14 protein-coding genes are annotated in these 15,815 nt (G+C 66.5%); 3 read left to right on the plus strand and 11 right to left on the minus strand.

Going from position 1 to position 15,815, the window contains the following annotated elements; translation table 11 throughout:
- Positions 1-136 precede the first annotated feature (136 nt).
- From cyoD to bpln_RS29340, 6 genes are all read right to left on the minus strand, one after another.
- A complete protein-coding gene (gene cyoD, locus bpln_RS29315) occupies positions 137-478 on the minus strand; it encodes a cytochrome o ubiquinol oxidase subunit IV (protein WP_042628641.1) in 342 nt (113 codons plus the stop codon).
- Positions 479-1,090: a cytochrome o ubiquinol oxidase subunit III gene (gene cyoC, locus bpln_RS29320; protein ID WP_042628642.1), complete on the minus strand. Its 612-nt coding sequence runs from the start codon at positions 1,088-1,090 to the stop codon at positions 479-481.
- Complete coding sequence (gene cyoB, locus bpln_RS29325; protein ID WP_042628643.1) at positions 1,090-3,105, minus strand: cytochrome o ubiquinol oxidase subunit I; 2,016 nt, start codon at positions 3,103-3,105, stop codon at positions 1,090-1,092. The genes cyoC and cyoB overlap by 1 nt, the downstream gene beginning before the upstream one ends.
- A 2-nt stretch (positions 3,106-3,107) precedes the next feature.
- Positions 3,108-3,998: a ubiquinol oxidase subunit II gene (cyoA, locus tag bpln_RS29330; protein WP_042628644.1), complete on the minus strand. Its 891-nt coding sequence runs from the start codon at positions 3,996-3,998 to the stop codon at positions 3,108-3,110.
- A 240-nt stretch (positions 3,999-4,238) separates the two neighbouring features.
- The gene (locus bpln_RS29335; protein ID WP_042628645.1) at positions 4,239-5,792 is read right to left on the minus strand and encodes a complex I subunit 4 family protein; all 1,554 of its coding nucleotides are present in this window, start codon (positions 5,790-5,792) and stop codon (positions 4,239-4,241) included.
- 624 nt (positions 5,793-6,416) lie between these two features.
- On the minus strand, positions 6,417-8,450 hold the full coding sequence (locus tag bpln_RS29340; RefSeq protein WP_055140792.1) for an NADPH-dependent 2,4-dienoyl-CoA reductase: 2,034 nt from the start codon (positions 8,448-8,450) through the stop codon (positions 6,417-6,419).
- Positions 8,451-8,569: 119 nt separating this feature from the next.
- Between bpln_RS29340 and bpln_RS29345 the strand changes: the two genes are divergently transcribed.
- A complete protein-coding gene (locus tag bpln_RS29345; protein WP_042628647.1) occupies positions 8,570-9,610 on the plus strand; it encodes an AraC family transcriptional regulator ligand-binding domain-containing protein in 1,041 nt (346 codons plus the stop codon).
- Between the two features lie 169 nt (positions 9,611-9,779).
- On the plus strand, positions 9,780-9,965 hold the full coding sequence (locus tag bpln_RS29350; protein ID WP_042628648.1) for a hypothetical protein: 186 nt from the start codon (positions 9,780-9,782) through the stop codon (positions 9,963-9,965).
- 163 nt (positions 9,966-10,128) lie between these two features.
- On the opposite strand, the gene bpln_RS29355 is transcribed toward bpln_RS29350, so the two are convergent.
- From bpln_RS29355 to bpln_RS29370, 4 genes are read right to left on the minus strand one after another with little or no spacing between them, the layout of a single operon-like run.
- Positions 10,129-11,280: an osmoprotectant ABC transporter ATP-binding protein OsmV gene (locus bpln_RS29355; protein ID WP_055140793.1), complete on the minus strand. Its 1,152-nt coding sequence runs from the start codon at positions 11,278-11,280 to the stop codon at positions 10,129-10,131.
- Positions 11,277-11,930 carry an ABC transporter permease gene (locus tag bpln_RS29360; protein ID WP_042628650.1) on the minus strand — a complete coding sequence of 218 codons (654 nt, stop codon included), beginning with the start codon at positions 11,928-11,930 and terminating at the stop codon, positions 11,277-11,279. The genes bpln_RS29355 and bpln_RS29360 overlap by 4 nt, the downstream gene beginning before the upstream one ends.
- A 13-nt stretch (positions 11,931-11,943) precedes the next feature.
- Complete coding sequence (locus tag bpln_RS29365) at positions 11,944-12,897, minus strand: glycine betaine ABC transporter substrate-binding protein (RefSeq protein WP_055140794.1); 954 nt, start codon at positions 12,895-12,897, stop codon at positions 11,944-11,946.
- A complete protein-coding gene (locus tag bpln_RS29370; RefSeq protein WP_055140795.1) occupies positions 12,894-13,610 on the minus strand; it encodes an ABC transporter permease in 717 nt (238 codons plus the stop codon). Before bpln_RS29370 ends, bpln_RS29365 begins: the two co-directional genes overlap by 4 nt.
- A 423-nt stretch (positions 13,611-14,033) precedes the next feature.
- On the opposite strand from bpln_RS29370, the gene bpln_RS36345 reads away from it, so the two are divergent.
- A complete protein-coding gene (locus bpln_RS36345) occupies positions 14,034-14,279 on the plus strand; it encodes a hypothetical protein (protein ID WP_148654228.1) in 246 nt (81 codons plus the stop codon).
- Here the strand turns inward: bpln_RS36345 and bpln_RS29375 are convergent.
- Positions 14,254-15,789 (minus strand): amino acid permease, encoded by a 1,536-nt coding sequence (locus bpln_RS29375; RefSeq protein ID WP_055140796.1) that lies wholly within the window; start codon positions 15,787-15,789, stop codon positions 14,254-14,256. The two genes, bpln_RS36345 and bpln_RS29375, sit on opposite strands and share 26 nt — an antisense overlap.
- Positions 15,790-15,815: the final 26 nt, after the last annotated feature.

The raw sequence follows: 15,815 nt of genomic DNA on the forward strand, positions 1-15,815 counted from the left end.
CGGCAGCCGGCTACGGCTGCCGGCCGCGAGCCCGCGCGGCACCGTTTCCGCCGCGCAAACAAAAAAGCCGCCCCGAAGGGCGGCTTTTCTTCGACCGCCTCACCCGTCAATCCAGGCGAGGCAGGCCGGCGCTCGATCAGCGCGACATCATGTTGATGCTGACGTTGTGCATGATCCACAGCGAACCGACGATCAGGATCACCACCGTCAACACCGTGTAGGCGAAGGCGGTCACGTTCCAGCGCTGGCTCGACGAGCCGTTCATGTGCAGGAAGAAGATCAGGTGAACCACGATCTGCACGGCGGCCAGCGCGGCCAGCACGAGGATCTTGACTTCGTTGGTCGAGAACCAGCCGCCGAGCACCACGCCGAACGACGCGGCCGTCAGGATCACCGACAGCACGAATCCGACCAGGTAGCTGCTGACGGTGCCGTGCGAGGCGTCGTCGTGCGACGCATGCGTATGCGAATGGGCCATTTAGATCACACTCACGAGGTAGACGAACGTAAACACGCAAATCCAGACGATGTCCAGAAAGTGCCAGAACAGGCTCAGGCACGTCAGGCGACGCACGTCCTGCTCCGACAGCTCCGGGTTGCGAGCGATCTGGACCACCAGCACGACCATCCAGATCAGGCCCATCGTCACGTGCAGACCGTGAGTGGCCACCAGCGTGAAGAACGACGACAGGAAGCCGCTGCGGTCCGGACCCGCGCCGTCGGCGATCAGGTGCGTGAACTCGCGGATTTCCATGAACAGGAACGACGCGCCGAGCAGGAACGTCACGGCCAGCCAGCCGAACACGGCACCGCGGTTGTTGCGGTGCGCGCCGATCATGGCGAAGCCGTAGGTGATCGAGCTCAGCAGCAGCGCCGCCGTTTCGAGCGCGACGCCCGGGATGTCGAACAGATCCTTGGCCGTGGGGCCGCCGGCGAACTCGTGCTGCATCACCGCGAACACGGCGAACAGCGTGCCGAACAGGATACAGTCGGTCATCAGGTACAGCCAGAAGCCGAACACCGAGTGCGACGGCGGATGGTGATGCTCTGCCGCGTGATGGTGATCGGCAGTCAGGGTGCTTTGTGCCATCAGTTGGCCTCCAGTTCCACTTCAGCAGGACGCGGTACCGCGACGCGCGCGCCGCCACGCTGCTCTTCGATCTTCCGCACCGTGTCGGCCGGAATGTAGTAGCCCTCGTTCTTCTGCGAGCTGTAGATGATCGCGGTCGCAACGATGCCGACGAAGCCGAGGATGGCCAGCCACCAGATGTGCCAGACGCCGGCAAAGCCGAGCACCAGCGAGAACATGCCGATGAAGAAGCCCGCGCTCGTGTTCGAGGGCATGTGGATGTCCTCGTACTGCTGGCCCTTCTCGAGACCGAAGCCGAGGCCGCGTTCCTTGCGATACGACACTTCGTCGAGCTCGTGGATCGTCGGGATGATCGCGAAGTTGTACGAAGCCGGCGGCGAGGACGTCGCCCACTCGAGCGTGTGGCCGTTCCACGGATCGCCCGTCAGGTCACGGTTGCCCGGCAGGTTGCGGTCGCGGATCGACACGTACAGCTGCAGCAGCTGGTGGACGATGCCGATCAGCACCAGCACCGCGCCGAACAGCGCGATCTGCATCCACGGATGCCATGCGGGGTTGTCGTAGTGGTTCAGACGACGCGTCACGCCCATGAAGCCGAGCACGTACAGCGGCGTGAAGGCGAAGATGAAGCCGAACTGCCAGAACCAGAACGCGCGCTTGCCGAGCTTCTCGTTGAGCTTGAAGCCGAACACCTTCGGGAACCAGTAGTTGAAGCCAGCCAGGTAGCCGAACAGCACGCCGCCGATGATCACGTTGTGGAAGTGGGCGATCAGGAACAGGCTGTTGTGCAGCACGAAGTCCGCGCCCGGGATCGCCATCATCACGCCGGTCATGCCGCCCACCGTGAACGTGACCATGAAGCCCAGCGTCCAGAGGATCGGCGCGCTGAATTCCAGGCGGCCACGGTAGATCGTGAACAGCCAGTTGAAGATCTTCACGCCGGTCGGGATCGCGATGATCATCGTGGCGATGCCGAAGAACGCGTTGACGTCGGCGCCCGAGCCCATCGTGAAGAAGTGGTGCAGCCACACGAGGAACGACAGGACCATGATCGCGCAGGTTGCGTAGACCATCGTCTTGTAGCCGAACAGCGGCTTCTTCGCGTAGGTCGCCACGACTTCCGAGAACACGCCGAACGCCGGCAGGATCAGGATGTACACCTCGGGGTGACCCCAGGCCCAGATCAGGTTCAGGTACATCATGACGTTGCCGCCGCCGTCATTCGTGAAGAAGTGCATCCCCAGATAACGGTCGAGGCCGAGCAGCGCGAGCGTGACGGTCAGGATCGGGAACGCCGCCATGATCAGCACGTTGGTGCAGAGCGCCGTCCACGTGAACACCGGCATCTTCATCAGCGTCATGCCGGGCGCGCGCATCTTGATGATCGTCACGAAGAAGTTCACGCCGGTCAGCAGCGTGCCCACCCCGGAGATCTGCAGCGCCCAGATGTAGTAGTCGACCCCCACCCCTGGACTGTATGCAAGCTCCGAGAGCGGCGGATACGCGAGCCAGCCGGTCTGCGCGAATTCACCGATGAACAGCGAGATCATCAGCAGCACCGCGCCCACCGCCGTCATCCAGAACGACAGCGAGTTCAGGAACGGGAACGCCACGTCGCGCGCGCCGATCTGCAGCGGCACCACCAGGTTCATCAGGCCCACCATGAACGCCATCGCCATGAAGAAGATCATGATGACGCCGTGCGCGGTGAAGATCTGGTCGTAGTGGTGCGGCGGCAGGTAGCCCGGCGCGTCATACGCGAACGCGAGCTGGGTACGCATCATGATCGCGTCGGCGAAGCCGCGCAGCAGCATGACGAGGGCAACGGCGATGTACATCACGCCAAGACGCTTGTGGTCGACGCTCGTCAGCCACTCGGTCCAGAGATATTTCCACTTACCGAAGTAAGTGACGAGGCCCAGCACGAGCGCCCCGACGATGCCGACGCCGAGCGCCGTGATCACGAGGATTGGCTCGTGATACGGGATCGAGTCGAGTGTAAGTTTTCCGAACATGCTTACCCCTTCGTCGTACTGCACGACGCGTCATTGAATTCCATGACGTGGCCGTTGTTGTACTTGCCAACGATGTTATTGAACAGGCGCGGATCGACGGTCGAGAAGAAACGCACCGGATCCTTTTCGCTTGGCTTCGCGACGCTCGCGTACTCGTTCATGTCGAGGCGCTGCGACGAGGCGCGGACCTTCTGCACCCATGCATCGAAGTCACCCTGCGACGTGGCGAGCGTACGGAACTTCATGTCCGAGAAGCCGCGGCCGCTGTAGTTCGCGGACAGGCCGGCGAAATCGCCCGCTTCGTCGGCGATCAGGTGCAGACGCGTCTGCATGCCGGCCATCGCGTACACCTGCGTGCCGAGCTGCGGGATGAAGAACGAATTCATCACCGAATCGGACGTGATGCGGAAATTCACCGGCGTGCCGACCGGAATCGCGAGCTGGTTCACCGATGCGATACCCAGATCCGGGTAGATGAACAGCCATTTCCAGTCGAGCGCAACGACTTCGACGTTGATCGGCTTCACGTTCGAGGCAAGCGGCTTGTACGGGTCAAGCTCGTGCGTCGATTTCCAGGTGAGGATGCCAAGGTACAGGATGATCAGCGTCGGAATCGTCCAGACGACGACCTCGACTGCGTTCGAATGCGACCATTTCGGCGCATACGTCGCGTTGCGGTTGGACTCGCGATAGCGCCACGCGAACAGCAGCGTCAGCACGATCACGGGGATGACCACGATCAGCATCACCCACGTCGAAGTCCAGATCAGTCCTTTCTCGGCCACACCGACGCTGCCCTTCGGATCCAGCAGGTCGTAGCTGCAACCGGATAGACAGACAAGCAACCCGGCGCCCAATAAAAGCAAGAAGCTTCTAAAAGCCTTTCTATTCATCACATTTGCCTGATTTACGCGTGGACGATAAAGCAAACCGGCTATGCCCCGATTCGCCAAGCGCCAGCATCATAAGTCCATCGAAGTGGGAAAAAGCGGTGAATCTTAGCAAATCATTTTTACCAAAAGCCACCGTGCGACAGGTTGCCACATCATGCAACTTGTCAGCCGGCCCCTGCGCAGTCCGGGAACCGGCTCGCCACGCCCGCCCCGCGGGGCTTTCAGGCGTGGCGTCGACGTTCAGGTCGGTGTGCGCGGGATGCGCGCATCGGTCTGAACGCTGATCGTGGAAGCCGTCGGCGCGGCGCCCGCCCCGTCGTCCGCCGGCTTCGCGCGCTCGAGCTGCGCGACGATATTGGCGGCGGCCGGGTCGATCACGTCGGTGAACGGCTTCGGATAAATACCGATTGCGAGCACGATCACGGCCAATGCCGCGAACACGATCGACTCGCGACGGCTCAGATCGATCAGTTTGCCGACGCGATCGTGCTTGATCGCGCCGAAGATCACGCGCTTGAGCATCCAGAGCGTGTAGGCGGCGCTCAGGATCAGGGTAAGCGCGGCGATCGCGCCGATCCAGAAGTTCACGCGCACGGCGCCCATGATCACGAGGAATTCGCCGACGAAGCCCGAGGTGCCCGGCAGGCCGACGTTGGCCATCGCGAACAGCACGGCGAACAGCGCGAGGCGCGGCATGGTGTTGACCACGCCGCTGTATTCGGCGATCGCGCGGGTCCGGGTGCGATCGTAGAGCGCGCCGACGCAGAGGAACATCGCGCCGGCCACGAAACCGTAGGAGATCATCTGCACGATCGCGCCGGTGATGCTCATCTGGTTGAACAGGAACACGCCGAGCGTGACGAGGCCCATGTGCGCGACCGACGAGTAGGCCAGCATCTTGGCCATGTCCTTTTGCGCCAGCGCCAGCAGGCTCGCGTAGACCACCGCGATCAGCGACAGGCCGATCATCACGGGCGCCAGGTAGTGGGCCGCGTCGGGCGTGATCGGCAGCGCGAAGCGCAGGAAGCCGTAGCCGCCGATCTTGATCATCCCCAGCGACACCGCGGCGCCGGTCGGGCCGTCGGTGTAGACGTCCTGCAGCCAGGTGTGGACCGGCCACATCGGCACCTTGACCGCGAATGCCGCGAAGAAGCCGAGGAACACCAGCAGCTGCGGCGCGAAGCCGAGCCGGGTGTGCTGCCAGACGGCCATGTCGAAGGTGTGCGTGAGGCCGAACAGGTACAGCATCGCGGCCAGCATCAGCAGCGAGCCGGCGAACGAGATGAAGAAGAACTTGATCGCCGCGTACGAGCGGTTCGCGTGGCCCCAGGTGCCGATCAGCACGAACAGCGGGATCAGCGTGGCCTCGAAGAAGATGAAGAACAGCATCCCGTCGAGCGAGGTAAACACGCCGATCATCAACCCCGACAGGATCAGGAACGAGCCGTGGTATTGCGCCACGCGTGTCGTGACCGATTCCCACGAGGCGATCACGATCACCAGCGTGGTGAACGCCGACAGCACCACCAGCCACAGCGACAGCCCGTCCACGCCCATCCGCCATGCCGAACCGAACGCCGCGAGCCACGGCTTGTATTCGGTGAACTGCACCGCCGCGTTGTGCGCGTCGAAACCGGTGACGAGCGGCACCGTCAGCAGCAGGCCGACGATCGCGCCCACCAGCGCGAGCCACCGAGCCCGATGCGGATAACGATCCGATCCGATGCGCAGGACGGCCACGCCGAACACGATCGGCGTCCAGATCGCGAGGCTCAGGAATGGTACAGATTGCATGGCAGCAAAAACCCTATGAAAACCCGGTCAGAGAGTCGGTCGACTGAGACGAAAGAAACGTAAGATTTGTAATGTCAGCTCGCTCGCGGCGGCGACGCACTCGCGATGTAATTTGATTGAAAGCTATGTAACAAAAGAAATCACACCGCGCCGGGTTAACGAGGATAAAGGGAAGTGCGACCTTTTGCATCGCAACATTCAGTTGCGTTTTTTTCGCACAATCAAGCCGTTGTTTTTACTAGATTTTTTTTCACGACTGTGACGGACGCGGGGTGGTCAGACTGCATCAAAGTGGGGCTTGACAAATCAAAATCTATACTAATTTAACGTTTTGGACGCGAAGCTGAAGCGATCCATGGCTTCGCCAAAACTTCCAAAAACCTTACATTTTATATTACAAAATACTTTCACTTATGAGGAAAGCGGCCATCGGCGAGGCGCTCCCATCGCAACGAAACTGAAAGCTTTGTATTCCTAAACCGTCAGTGTCGCGCGACAGAATACCGCCCATGTAGGGCGCCCGTCCAGCCCGCTGCGAGCCGCGCTCGCAGCGCGTTTGCCTCGTGCTCGTGGCCCGGCTTGCGGTCCGTTCTCCGCCGCACCCGGCCGCGGCCGGCGCCGCGCTCAGAGCCGCGCGGCCAGCCAGGCGCCCTGCTCGATCGCGCGTTTCGCGTCGAGTTCGGCCGCCAGCTCGGCGCCGCCGATCAGATGCACGGCGAGGCCGGCAGCCAGCAGCGGTGCGTGCAGGTCGCGGCGCGACTCCTGCCCGGCGCACAGCACGATCGTGTCGGCTTCGATCAGTGTCGGCCGCTCACGCTTCTCGCCGAACGTCACATGCAGCCCGCTCGCGTCGATACGCTCGTAGTTGACGCCGCCGACCATCTCCACCGCCTTCATCTTCAGCGTCGCGCGGTGGATCCAGCCGGTGGTCTTGCCGAGCCCCTTGCCGAGCGGCGCCGGCTTGCGCTGCAGCAGCGTCACCTGCCGTGCCGGCGGCGCCACGCGCGCCGGCGCGATGCCGCCGCGCGCGAGCGCCGGGTCGGTCACGCCCCACTCGGCCCGCCACGCGGCCGCGTCGAGCGACGGCGAGGTGCCGGCGTGGACCAGGTACTCGGCCACGTCGAAGCCGATCCCGCCCGCCCCCACCACCGCGACGCGCGCGCCCACCGGCCGCCGGCCGCTCAGCACGTCGGCATAGCCGAGCACGTTCGGGCCGTCGCCGCCGGCGATGCGCGGGTCGCGCGGCGCCACGCCGGTGGCCAGCACGATCTCGTCGTAGCCGCCGGCGATCAGCTGGTCGGCGTCCACGCGCCGGGCCAGCCGCAGCGTCACGCCGCTCAGCTCGATCTGCCGCGCGAAGTAGCGCAGCGTCTCGTGGAACTCCTCCTTGCCGGGAATCCGCTTGGCCAGATTGAACTGGCCGCCGATCTCGTCGGCCGCGTCGAACAGCTCGACCTGGTGCCCGCGCCGCGCCAGCTGCGTCGCGCAGGAAAGCCCGGCCGGCCCCGCGCCCACCACCGCGATGCGCTTCGCGCGCGCGGCCGGCGCGAAGTTCAGCAGCGTCTCGTGGCAGGCGCGCGGATTGACGAGGCACGAGGCGATGCGATTCCTGAACGCGTGGTCGAGGCAGGCCTGGTTGCAGCCGATGCAGACGTTGATCTCGTCGGCGCGCCCGCTCGCCGCCTTGCTCACGAACTCGGGGTCGGCCAGGAACGGCCGCGCCATCGACACCATGTCGGCCGCGCCGTCCGCGAGGATCTGCTCGGCCAGCTCCGGCCGGTTGATGCGGTTGGTGGTGACCAGCGGAATGCCGACCTCGCCCTTCATCTTGCGCGTGACCCAGGCGAACGCGCCGCGCGGCACCGAGGTGGCGATGGTCGGCACGCGCGCCTCGTGCCAGCCGATGCCGGTGTTGATCAGCGTCGCGCCCGCGCGCTCGACGGCCTTCGCGAGCCGCACCGTCTCGTCCCAGTCGCTGCCGGCCGGGATCAGGTCCAGCATCGACAGCCGGTAGATGATGATGAAGTCGCGGCCGACCGCCTCGCGCGTGCGCTCGACGATCTCCACCGGGAAGCGCATGCGGTTCTCGTAGCTGCCGCCCCAGGCGTCGTCGCGCCGGTTGGTGTGCAGCGAGAGGAACTGGTTGATCAGGTAGCCCTCGGAACCCATGATCTCGACGCCGTCGTAGCCGGCCTCGCGGGCCAGCGCCGCGCAGCGCACGAACGCGCGGATCTGCCGTTCGACGCCGGCCGCCGACAGCGCGCGTGGCGTGAACGGCGAAATCGGCGACTTGATGCGCGACGGCGCGACCGCGAGCGGGTGATAGCCGTAGCGGCCGGTATGGAGGATCTGCAGCGCGATCCTGCCGCCTTCCGCGTGGACCGCGTCGGCGATCGCGCGATGGCGGCGCGCCGCGGCGCCGGTGGCCAGCGTGCCGCCGAACGGCTTGGTCCAGCCGGCCAGGTTCGGCGCGAAGCCGCCGGTGACGATCAGCCCGACGCCGCCGCGCGCGCGTTCGGCGAAATAGTCGGCGAGCCGCGGCAGCGTCTTGCGGCTGTCCTCGAGGCCGGTATGCATGGAGCCCATCAGCACGCGGTTACGCAGCGTGGTGAAGCCCAGATCGAGCGGCGCGAGCAGATGCGGGAACGGAGTGGTCATGATGGCGGGGCGTCTCTTTTTTGTGATCCGCCGATCGTAGGCGCGCGGCGCCTTGAGCGTGAGGGGTCAAACAGCCATAATGCTTGTCATTCGTGGCCAGAATCGAGGCGGTGACCGGCATGGGAAACAAGGACGGCCTCGGGCTGCGGCGGCCGACGATTCCGGTGGCCTACCCGCGCCTGCTGCTGCAGGTGTTCGACGAATGCGGGCTCGACGCGCGCGAGGTGCGCGCCGGCACCGGCCTGCGCGACGAGGTGCTGGCACAGCCCGACGCGCGGGTCGCGCCGTCGCAATGGGCGCGGCTGGTGCTGAACGCGATCCGGCTGACCGGCGACGAGGGGCTCGGCTTCGCGCTCGGGCTGCGGCTGCGGCCGTCGGCGCACGGCTTCCTCGGCTACGCCACGCTCACCGCGCCCGACCTGCGCACCGCGCTGGCCGTCAACGCGCGCTACTTCCGCACCCGCAACCGGCAATACACGCTGACCTACGCCGAGCACGGCGACGGCGCGACGCTGACGCTCGCCGGCGTGCAGGCGAGCCCGGTGCTGCGCCATCACACCATGTTCGAGTTCGTGTTGACCGGCATCGCGCAGAGCCTGCCGCTGCTGACCGGCCCGCGCGCGAGCGGCGGCACGCCGCCGCTCGAACTGCGTTTCGCGTGGCCGCAGCCGCCCTGGTTCGCGCGCTATCGCGAGCGCCTGCCGCCGGTGCGCTTCGATTGCGACGCGCACGCGCTGTGGGTGGCGCGCGAGGCACTCGACTGGCCGCTCGCGATCGCCGACGAGGTCGCGCACCGCCAGGCGCTCGCGCAGGTCGAGCGCGATTACGCGGCGGTGCGCCACGACGAGGGTGACTGGGTCGAGCGCGTGCGCGCGGAGCTGGTACACGGCGCCGACGGCTATCCGGACCCGGACGCGCTCGCGCGCCGCCTCCATGTGTCCACGCGCACGCTGCGGCGCCGGCTCGACGAGGCCGGCGCCGGCTATCGCGCGCTGCTCGACGACGCACGCCACCGCGATGCGCGGCAGCTGCTGCGCGCCTCCGACCTCGACCTGAAGACGATCGCCGCGCGCCTGCAGTTCAGCGACCCGGCGAACTTCACGCGCGCGTTCCGCAAGTGGGCCGGCATGACGCCGAGCGCTTACCGGCGCGGCGCCTGAGGCCGTCCCGGCGCGGCGGAAACCGGCGCCATCTCCAGCCATTCCGATATCCAGACGCCGCCGCGCGATCGACAATCGCTCGTTTTCCATCGGCCGGCCTTGCCCCGCTCCGCGCGCGTGGCGCCGGCCGCTCCGATCGACGCGCGGCACTGAAGGGAATCGAATCTCGATGTCGGACAACGAACGCACCTCAAGGCATAGCGCCGTGGCCATCCTGCGCGGCGCACCGGGCTGGATCGACTGGGACGCGGCGCGCAATCGCCCCAACTGGGTCGGCGGACGCGTCACGCTCGACGGCCGCTTCAGCGTCGACGAACTGCTGGCCCTGTTGACGCTGGCCCGCGTGCCGCACTGAGCGGCGCGGCGGCCGCCATGGCCGCTTCGTCCGTCCCGGCCGGGTTCCCCAGCCCCGAAAACGAAACCGGCCCGGATCGTCCACATTCGGGACGATCCGGGCCGCGATGAACCGCGACGAGCCGCTCGGGGGCCGGTGGAACCGCCGGCGCCGCCTATTTCGCCTACGCCGTCACGATGCGCGGCGGCTGGCCGGTCTGCTGGCGCGAACGGCCCGAGCTCAGATAGTCGGCGATCGAATCCTGCGTGACCTCGCCGAGATAGGCGCCGTCGCCGTCAAGCACCGGCATCCACGACGAGCGGTACTGATACATCTTCGACAGCACGATCCGCAGGTTGTCCTCCGACGAGACGGTGGCCGGAAACTCGCTGAGCCGCTCGCCGCAGGTGCCCGTCGCGCCGCGCGCGACACGCCGCGCGACGAAGCCGAGCGCGTGCCGCGCGTCGTCCACCACGGTCAGGTAGCGGCTGTCGTTGTCGTCCATGATCGAGAACGCCTCGGCGAGCGGCGTGTCGGCGCGCGCGGTGGGCGGCTGCGCGGCCGCGTCGCCGGCCTTCACGAGCAGCAGGCGCTTGAGCGTGCTGTCCTGGCCCACGAACTGGCCCACGAACTCGTCGCGCGGATGCGCGAGCAGCGTGTCGGGATGGTCGTACTGCACCAGCTTGCCGCGCCGGAACACGGCCACGCGGTCGCCGAGCTTGATCGCCTCGTCGATGTCGTGGCTCACCATGATCACGGTCTTCTTCAGCTGCCGCTGCATCTGGAAGAACTCGTTCTGGATCGATTCGCGGTTGATCGGATCGACCGCGCCGAACGGCTCGTCCATCAGCAGCACCGGCGGATCGGCCGCCAGCGCGCGCACCACGCCGATGCGCTGCTGCTGGCCGCCCGACAGCTCGCGCGGATAGCGCTTCAGGTACAGCTTCGGATCGAGCGCCACCATCGACATCAGCTCGGTCGCGCGCTCCTTGCAGCGCTTCCTGTCCCAGCCGAGCAGGCGCGGCACCACCGTGATGTTTTCCTCGATCGTCATGTTCGGGAACAGGCCGATCTGCTGGATCACGTAGCCGATGCGGCGGCGCAGGTCCACTTCGTTCAGGCTGGTGGTGTCCTCGCCGCCGATCAGCACGCGCCCGGAGGTCGGCGTGATCAGCCGGTTGATCATCTTCAGCGTGGTGGTCTTGCCGCAGCCCGAGGGGCCGAGAAACACGCAGATTTCGCCTTCCGGCACGGTCAGGCTCACGGAATCGACGGCGCGCACCGGCTGGCCGTCTTTCTGCGAGAAGGTCTTCGTCAGTTGGTCGAGTTCGATCATGTCTTCTGCACTCCCTTCGGTGTCAACGCGCGCTGCAGCGCCTGCAACAGCAGATCCGCGACGATCGCGAGCACGCTCACGAGCACCGCGCCCACCAGCAGCTTCATCATGCTGCTCTGTCCGATCGCGCGGACGATCAGCGAGCCGAGCCCGCCCGCGCCGATCACGGCCGCGATGGTCATCACGCCGATATTCATCACCACCGCCGTGCGCACGCCGCCGAGGATCACCGGCACCGCGAGCGGCAGCTCCACGAGCCGCAGCCGCTGCCACGACGTCATGCCGATGCCGAGGCCGGCCTCCTTGATGCCGGCGTCGACGTTGCGCAGCGCCAGATAGGTGTTGCGCATGATCGGCAGCAGCGAATAGAGGAACACGGCGGTGATCGCCGGCACCGCGCCGATGCCCTGCCCGAAGCGCGAGAAGATCGGGATCATCAGCCCGAACAGCGCGATCGAGGGCAGCGTGAGGATCACGGTGGCGATACCGAGCACCGGCGGCGCGAGCCATTCGTGGCGGCTGATCACGACGCCGAGCGGCACGCCGGCGACGATCGCGCAGCCCACCGCGATGCCGACGAGATAGATGTGCTGCAGCGTGAGCTGGAGCAGTTCGGGCCAGTTGGCGGCCAGGTAGTCTTGGACGGTCATGGTCGTCTCCCGGTCACGGTAAGGGGTGCGTGCGCAGGAAATCCGCGGCCACCTGCTGCACCGAGGCCCCGTCGATGTCGACGCGCTTGTTCATGTCGAGCATCACGTCGTTGTCGAGCGCGGCCGACAGCGCGTTCAGCTGCGTGGCGAGCTTCGGATTGCGCGCGAGCACTTCCGCGCGCACCACCGGCGTGGCGTTGTAGGGCGGGAAGAAGTGCAGGTCGTCCTCGAGCGGCACGATGCCGAAACCGCGCACGCGGCCGTCGGTGGTGTAGACGAGGCCGATCGTCAGCTGGTTGTTGTGCAGCGCCGTGTAGACCAGCCCCGCATCCATCTGCTTCGTCTCCGAGCGGCGGAAATGCAGGTGATAGGCCGCTTCGAGCGGCTTCAGGCCGTCCGGGCGATTGGCGAATTCCGCGTCCATCCCGAACGTGTGGCGGGTCCCCTTCGGGTCGCTCGCGATCTTCGCGGCCAGCTGCGAGATGGTGCGGATGCCGGTCTGCTTCGCGGCCTCGGCCGGCAGCGCCAGCGCGTAGGTGTTGTTGAGCGGCGATGCGTCGAGCCACACCAGGCCCTGCCTGCCGTCGATCTCCTTGACCCGCTGGTACATCGCCTCGGGCGAGAGCTTGTCCTTGATCTTGTCGTAGACGAGCGCGGCGGTGCCCGTGTAATCCCACATCACGTCGACCTGGCCGTTCACGAACGCGCTGCGCAGCAGCACGCTGCCGAGGCCCGTGCGGGTCTCGATGGTGTAGCCGCGCGAGCGCAGGTACTGCGAGGTGATCTCGGCCAGCACGTACTGCTCGGTGAAGTTCTTGCCGCCCACCGTCAACGACTGCGCCGCGGCCGGCGCGCTCGCGAGCGCGCCGAACGAGGCCAGCGAGACGAGCGGCACCAGCGCGACGGCCGCCGCGAAGCGGCGCGCCAGCGTGGCGCGGGCGGCCCGGGCGAGTTTCGCGAAACTCATGCGGCACCTCCGTTGCGGGCAAACACATGGCGGCTGCCGGCCGCGACGATGCCGTCGAGCAGCAGCGCGAGCACCGCCGTGGAGGCCGCGCCGAGCAGCAGCATCTGCTGGTTGTCGAGATAGATGCCAGGGAAGATCAGCGTGCCGAGGCTGTCGGCGCCGATCAGATAGGCGAGCGGCGCGGTGCCGACGTTGATCGCGAGCGCGGTGCGCACGCCGCCGATGATGATCGGCAGCGCGTTCGGCAACTCGACGCGCGTGAGCGACTGCCACGGCGTCATGCCGATGCCGCGCGCCGCCTCGCGCAGCGCGGCGGGCACGTTGCGCATGCCTTCGTAGGCATTGCGCGTGATCGGCAGCAGCGAGGCCAGGAACAGCGCGACGATCGCGGGCACGTCGCCGATGCCGAAGATGCCGAGCGCGATCGCGAGCACCGCGAGCGAGGGCACCGTGTTGCCGATGTTGAACACCTGCATGAAGCGCTCGGCGTGGCGCGAGGCGGACGGACGGCTCAGCGCGACGCCGGCCGGAATGCCAGCCAGGATCGCGAGCGCCATCGAGCAGCCCACCAGGATCAGATGCCGGCCGGTGTAGTAGACGAGATCGCCCGAGTATTGCCGCCATGTGTCGGCGCCGATCGCATGCGCGATCCAGCCCAACAGGATGATGGCCAGCAGCAGGCTGCCCGCGAGACGGACAGTGCGTCGAGTCATGAAAAGTGCCTCCTTATCGGAGCGGCGCGCGCGAACGGCCACACGCCGCGAAAACGCCGTGAGGCGTCGCGAATGGAAGGTACGGATCCCGGGCGTGCCGGGATCGAACCGACAAAAACGGCATCGCATCCGGCCAGCGATGCGATGGTCCGGAGTCCTGCTTGAACGCTACCGCGTTCGTTCGATTGTCATGTTCAGCCAGCACAGCGCGCGTGCGCTGCCCAGGCCAGGCACCGTCTGACGACGGCCAGGATGCGGCTGCAAGAAGCTGCTGACGCCGCAGGAGCAGGTTGCTCCGGTTGACGGGATACTTGAACCGACTTTCCGGTTGCAGCGATCATGCACGCATCGGCGTGTAATTCACTGGGAAAAGTCAGCGACTTGCTGCGCAGTATAAGGGAATTTCCAAGAAAGCGTCTACCCTTGAAGGGTACGATCGCACAAAACCCGTTCCCGCGCGGCGGCGGAAATGAAATCGGGCGCGAAGAAACCGGGCGCGAGGCGGCCAGCCCCGTTTGCCTGGGGCGAGGCGGGAAAATCGATCAGGAAAACGAAGCGATCGGCCTGCTCGTAGCAAACCATGTGCCACGATCCCTACGCGCCGCGCGGCCGGACAACCGGGCCGCGCAGCGCACGGCGGCGCTTACGCCGCGTGCGGTTTTTCCTTGAGCTGGCGCGCTTCGCGGCGCGTGTCGTCGTCGAGCCACGGCGCGATTTCCATGTCCTCGTAGCGCACCAGCCGGCTGTCGCGATGCGTCAGGCGATAGCCGAGCCAGACGAGGAGGAACAGCGGAATGCCGACGTAGGTGGCCAGCACGCCGACCCAGTCGATCCGGTTCGAGAGGAACGCCTGGTAGTCCTGCCCCAGCGCGATCACGAGACAGAGCACGAACGCGAAGATCGGCCCGTACGGAAACAGTCGCGAGCGGTACGGCAGGCTCGACAGCGCGAAGCCCTGCTTCACGAAGCCGCGACGGAACCGGTAGTGGCTGACCGCGATGCCGAGCCAGGCGATGAAGCCCGTCATGCCCGAGGTGTTCAGCAGCCACAGGTAGACGGTCTTGTCGCCGAACAGCGAGGACAGGAAGCAGAGCGCGCCCACCGCCGTGGTGGCGATCAGCGCGTTGCGCGGCACGCCGCCCTTCGAGAGCCGCGCGAAGAGGCGCGGCGCGCGGCCTTGCCTGGCGAGGTCGTAGAGCATCCGCGTGGACGCGTACATGCCCGAGTTGCCGGCCGACAGCACGGCGGTGAGGATCACCGCGTTCATCACGCCGGCCGCGAACGCGAGGCCCGCGTGGCGAAACACCAGCGTGAACGGGCTCACGCCCACGTCGGTGACGTCGCTCTTGAGCAGGCTCGGATCGGTGTACGGCACCAGCATGCCGATCACGAAGATCGCCAGCACGTAGAACAGCAGGATGCGCCAGAACACCTGGCGCACCGCGCGCGGGATCGTGGTGTGCGGGTTCTCCGATTCGCCGGCCGCGATGCCGATCAGCTCGGTGCCCTGGAACGAGAAGCCGGCGATCATCGCCACCCCCATCATGGCCGGCAGGCCGCCCGCGAACGGCGCGTCGCCGATCGTGAAGTTCCGCCACGCCGGCGTCGGGCCACCCGTCAGGATGCCGAAGATCATCAGCAGGCCGATGGCGATGAACGCCACCACCGTCACCACCTTGACCAGCGCGAACCAGTATTCGGCCTCGCCGAAGCCGCGCACGGTCAGCACGTTGAGCAGGAACATCACGGCGAGGAACGCCGCGCTCCACCACACGCCGGGCACGTGCGGGAACCAGTAGCCCATCACGAGCTGCGCGGCCACCAGTTCGACCGCGATCGTGACGGCCCAGTTGTACCAGTAGTTCCAGCCGAGCGCGAAGCCGAAGCCTTCCTCGACGTATTTCGCGCCGTAGGTGGCGAACGAGCCGGACACCGGCATGAACGCGGCCATCTCGCCGAGGCTCGTCATCAGGCAGTAGACCATCAGGCCGATCAGCAGATAGGCGAGCATCGCGCCGCCGGGGCCGGCCTGCGAGATCGAGGCGCCCGAGGCGACGAACAGACCCGTGCCGATCGAGCCGCCGATCGCGATCATCGTCAGGTGGCGGGCCTTGAGACTGCGCTTGAGTCGGGGAGAAGAGGCTGCGGTGTGCTCGGAATTCGGATCTTGTAATGACATAACGGACGGACAGAGGGCGGGCGGGC

It is taken from the genome of Burkholderia plantarii, assembly GCF_001411805.1.
GTDB lineage: Bacteria > Pseudomonadota > Gammaproteobacteria > Burkholderiales > Burkholderiaceae > Burkholderia > Burkholderia plantarii.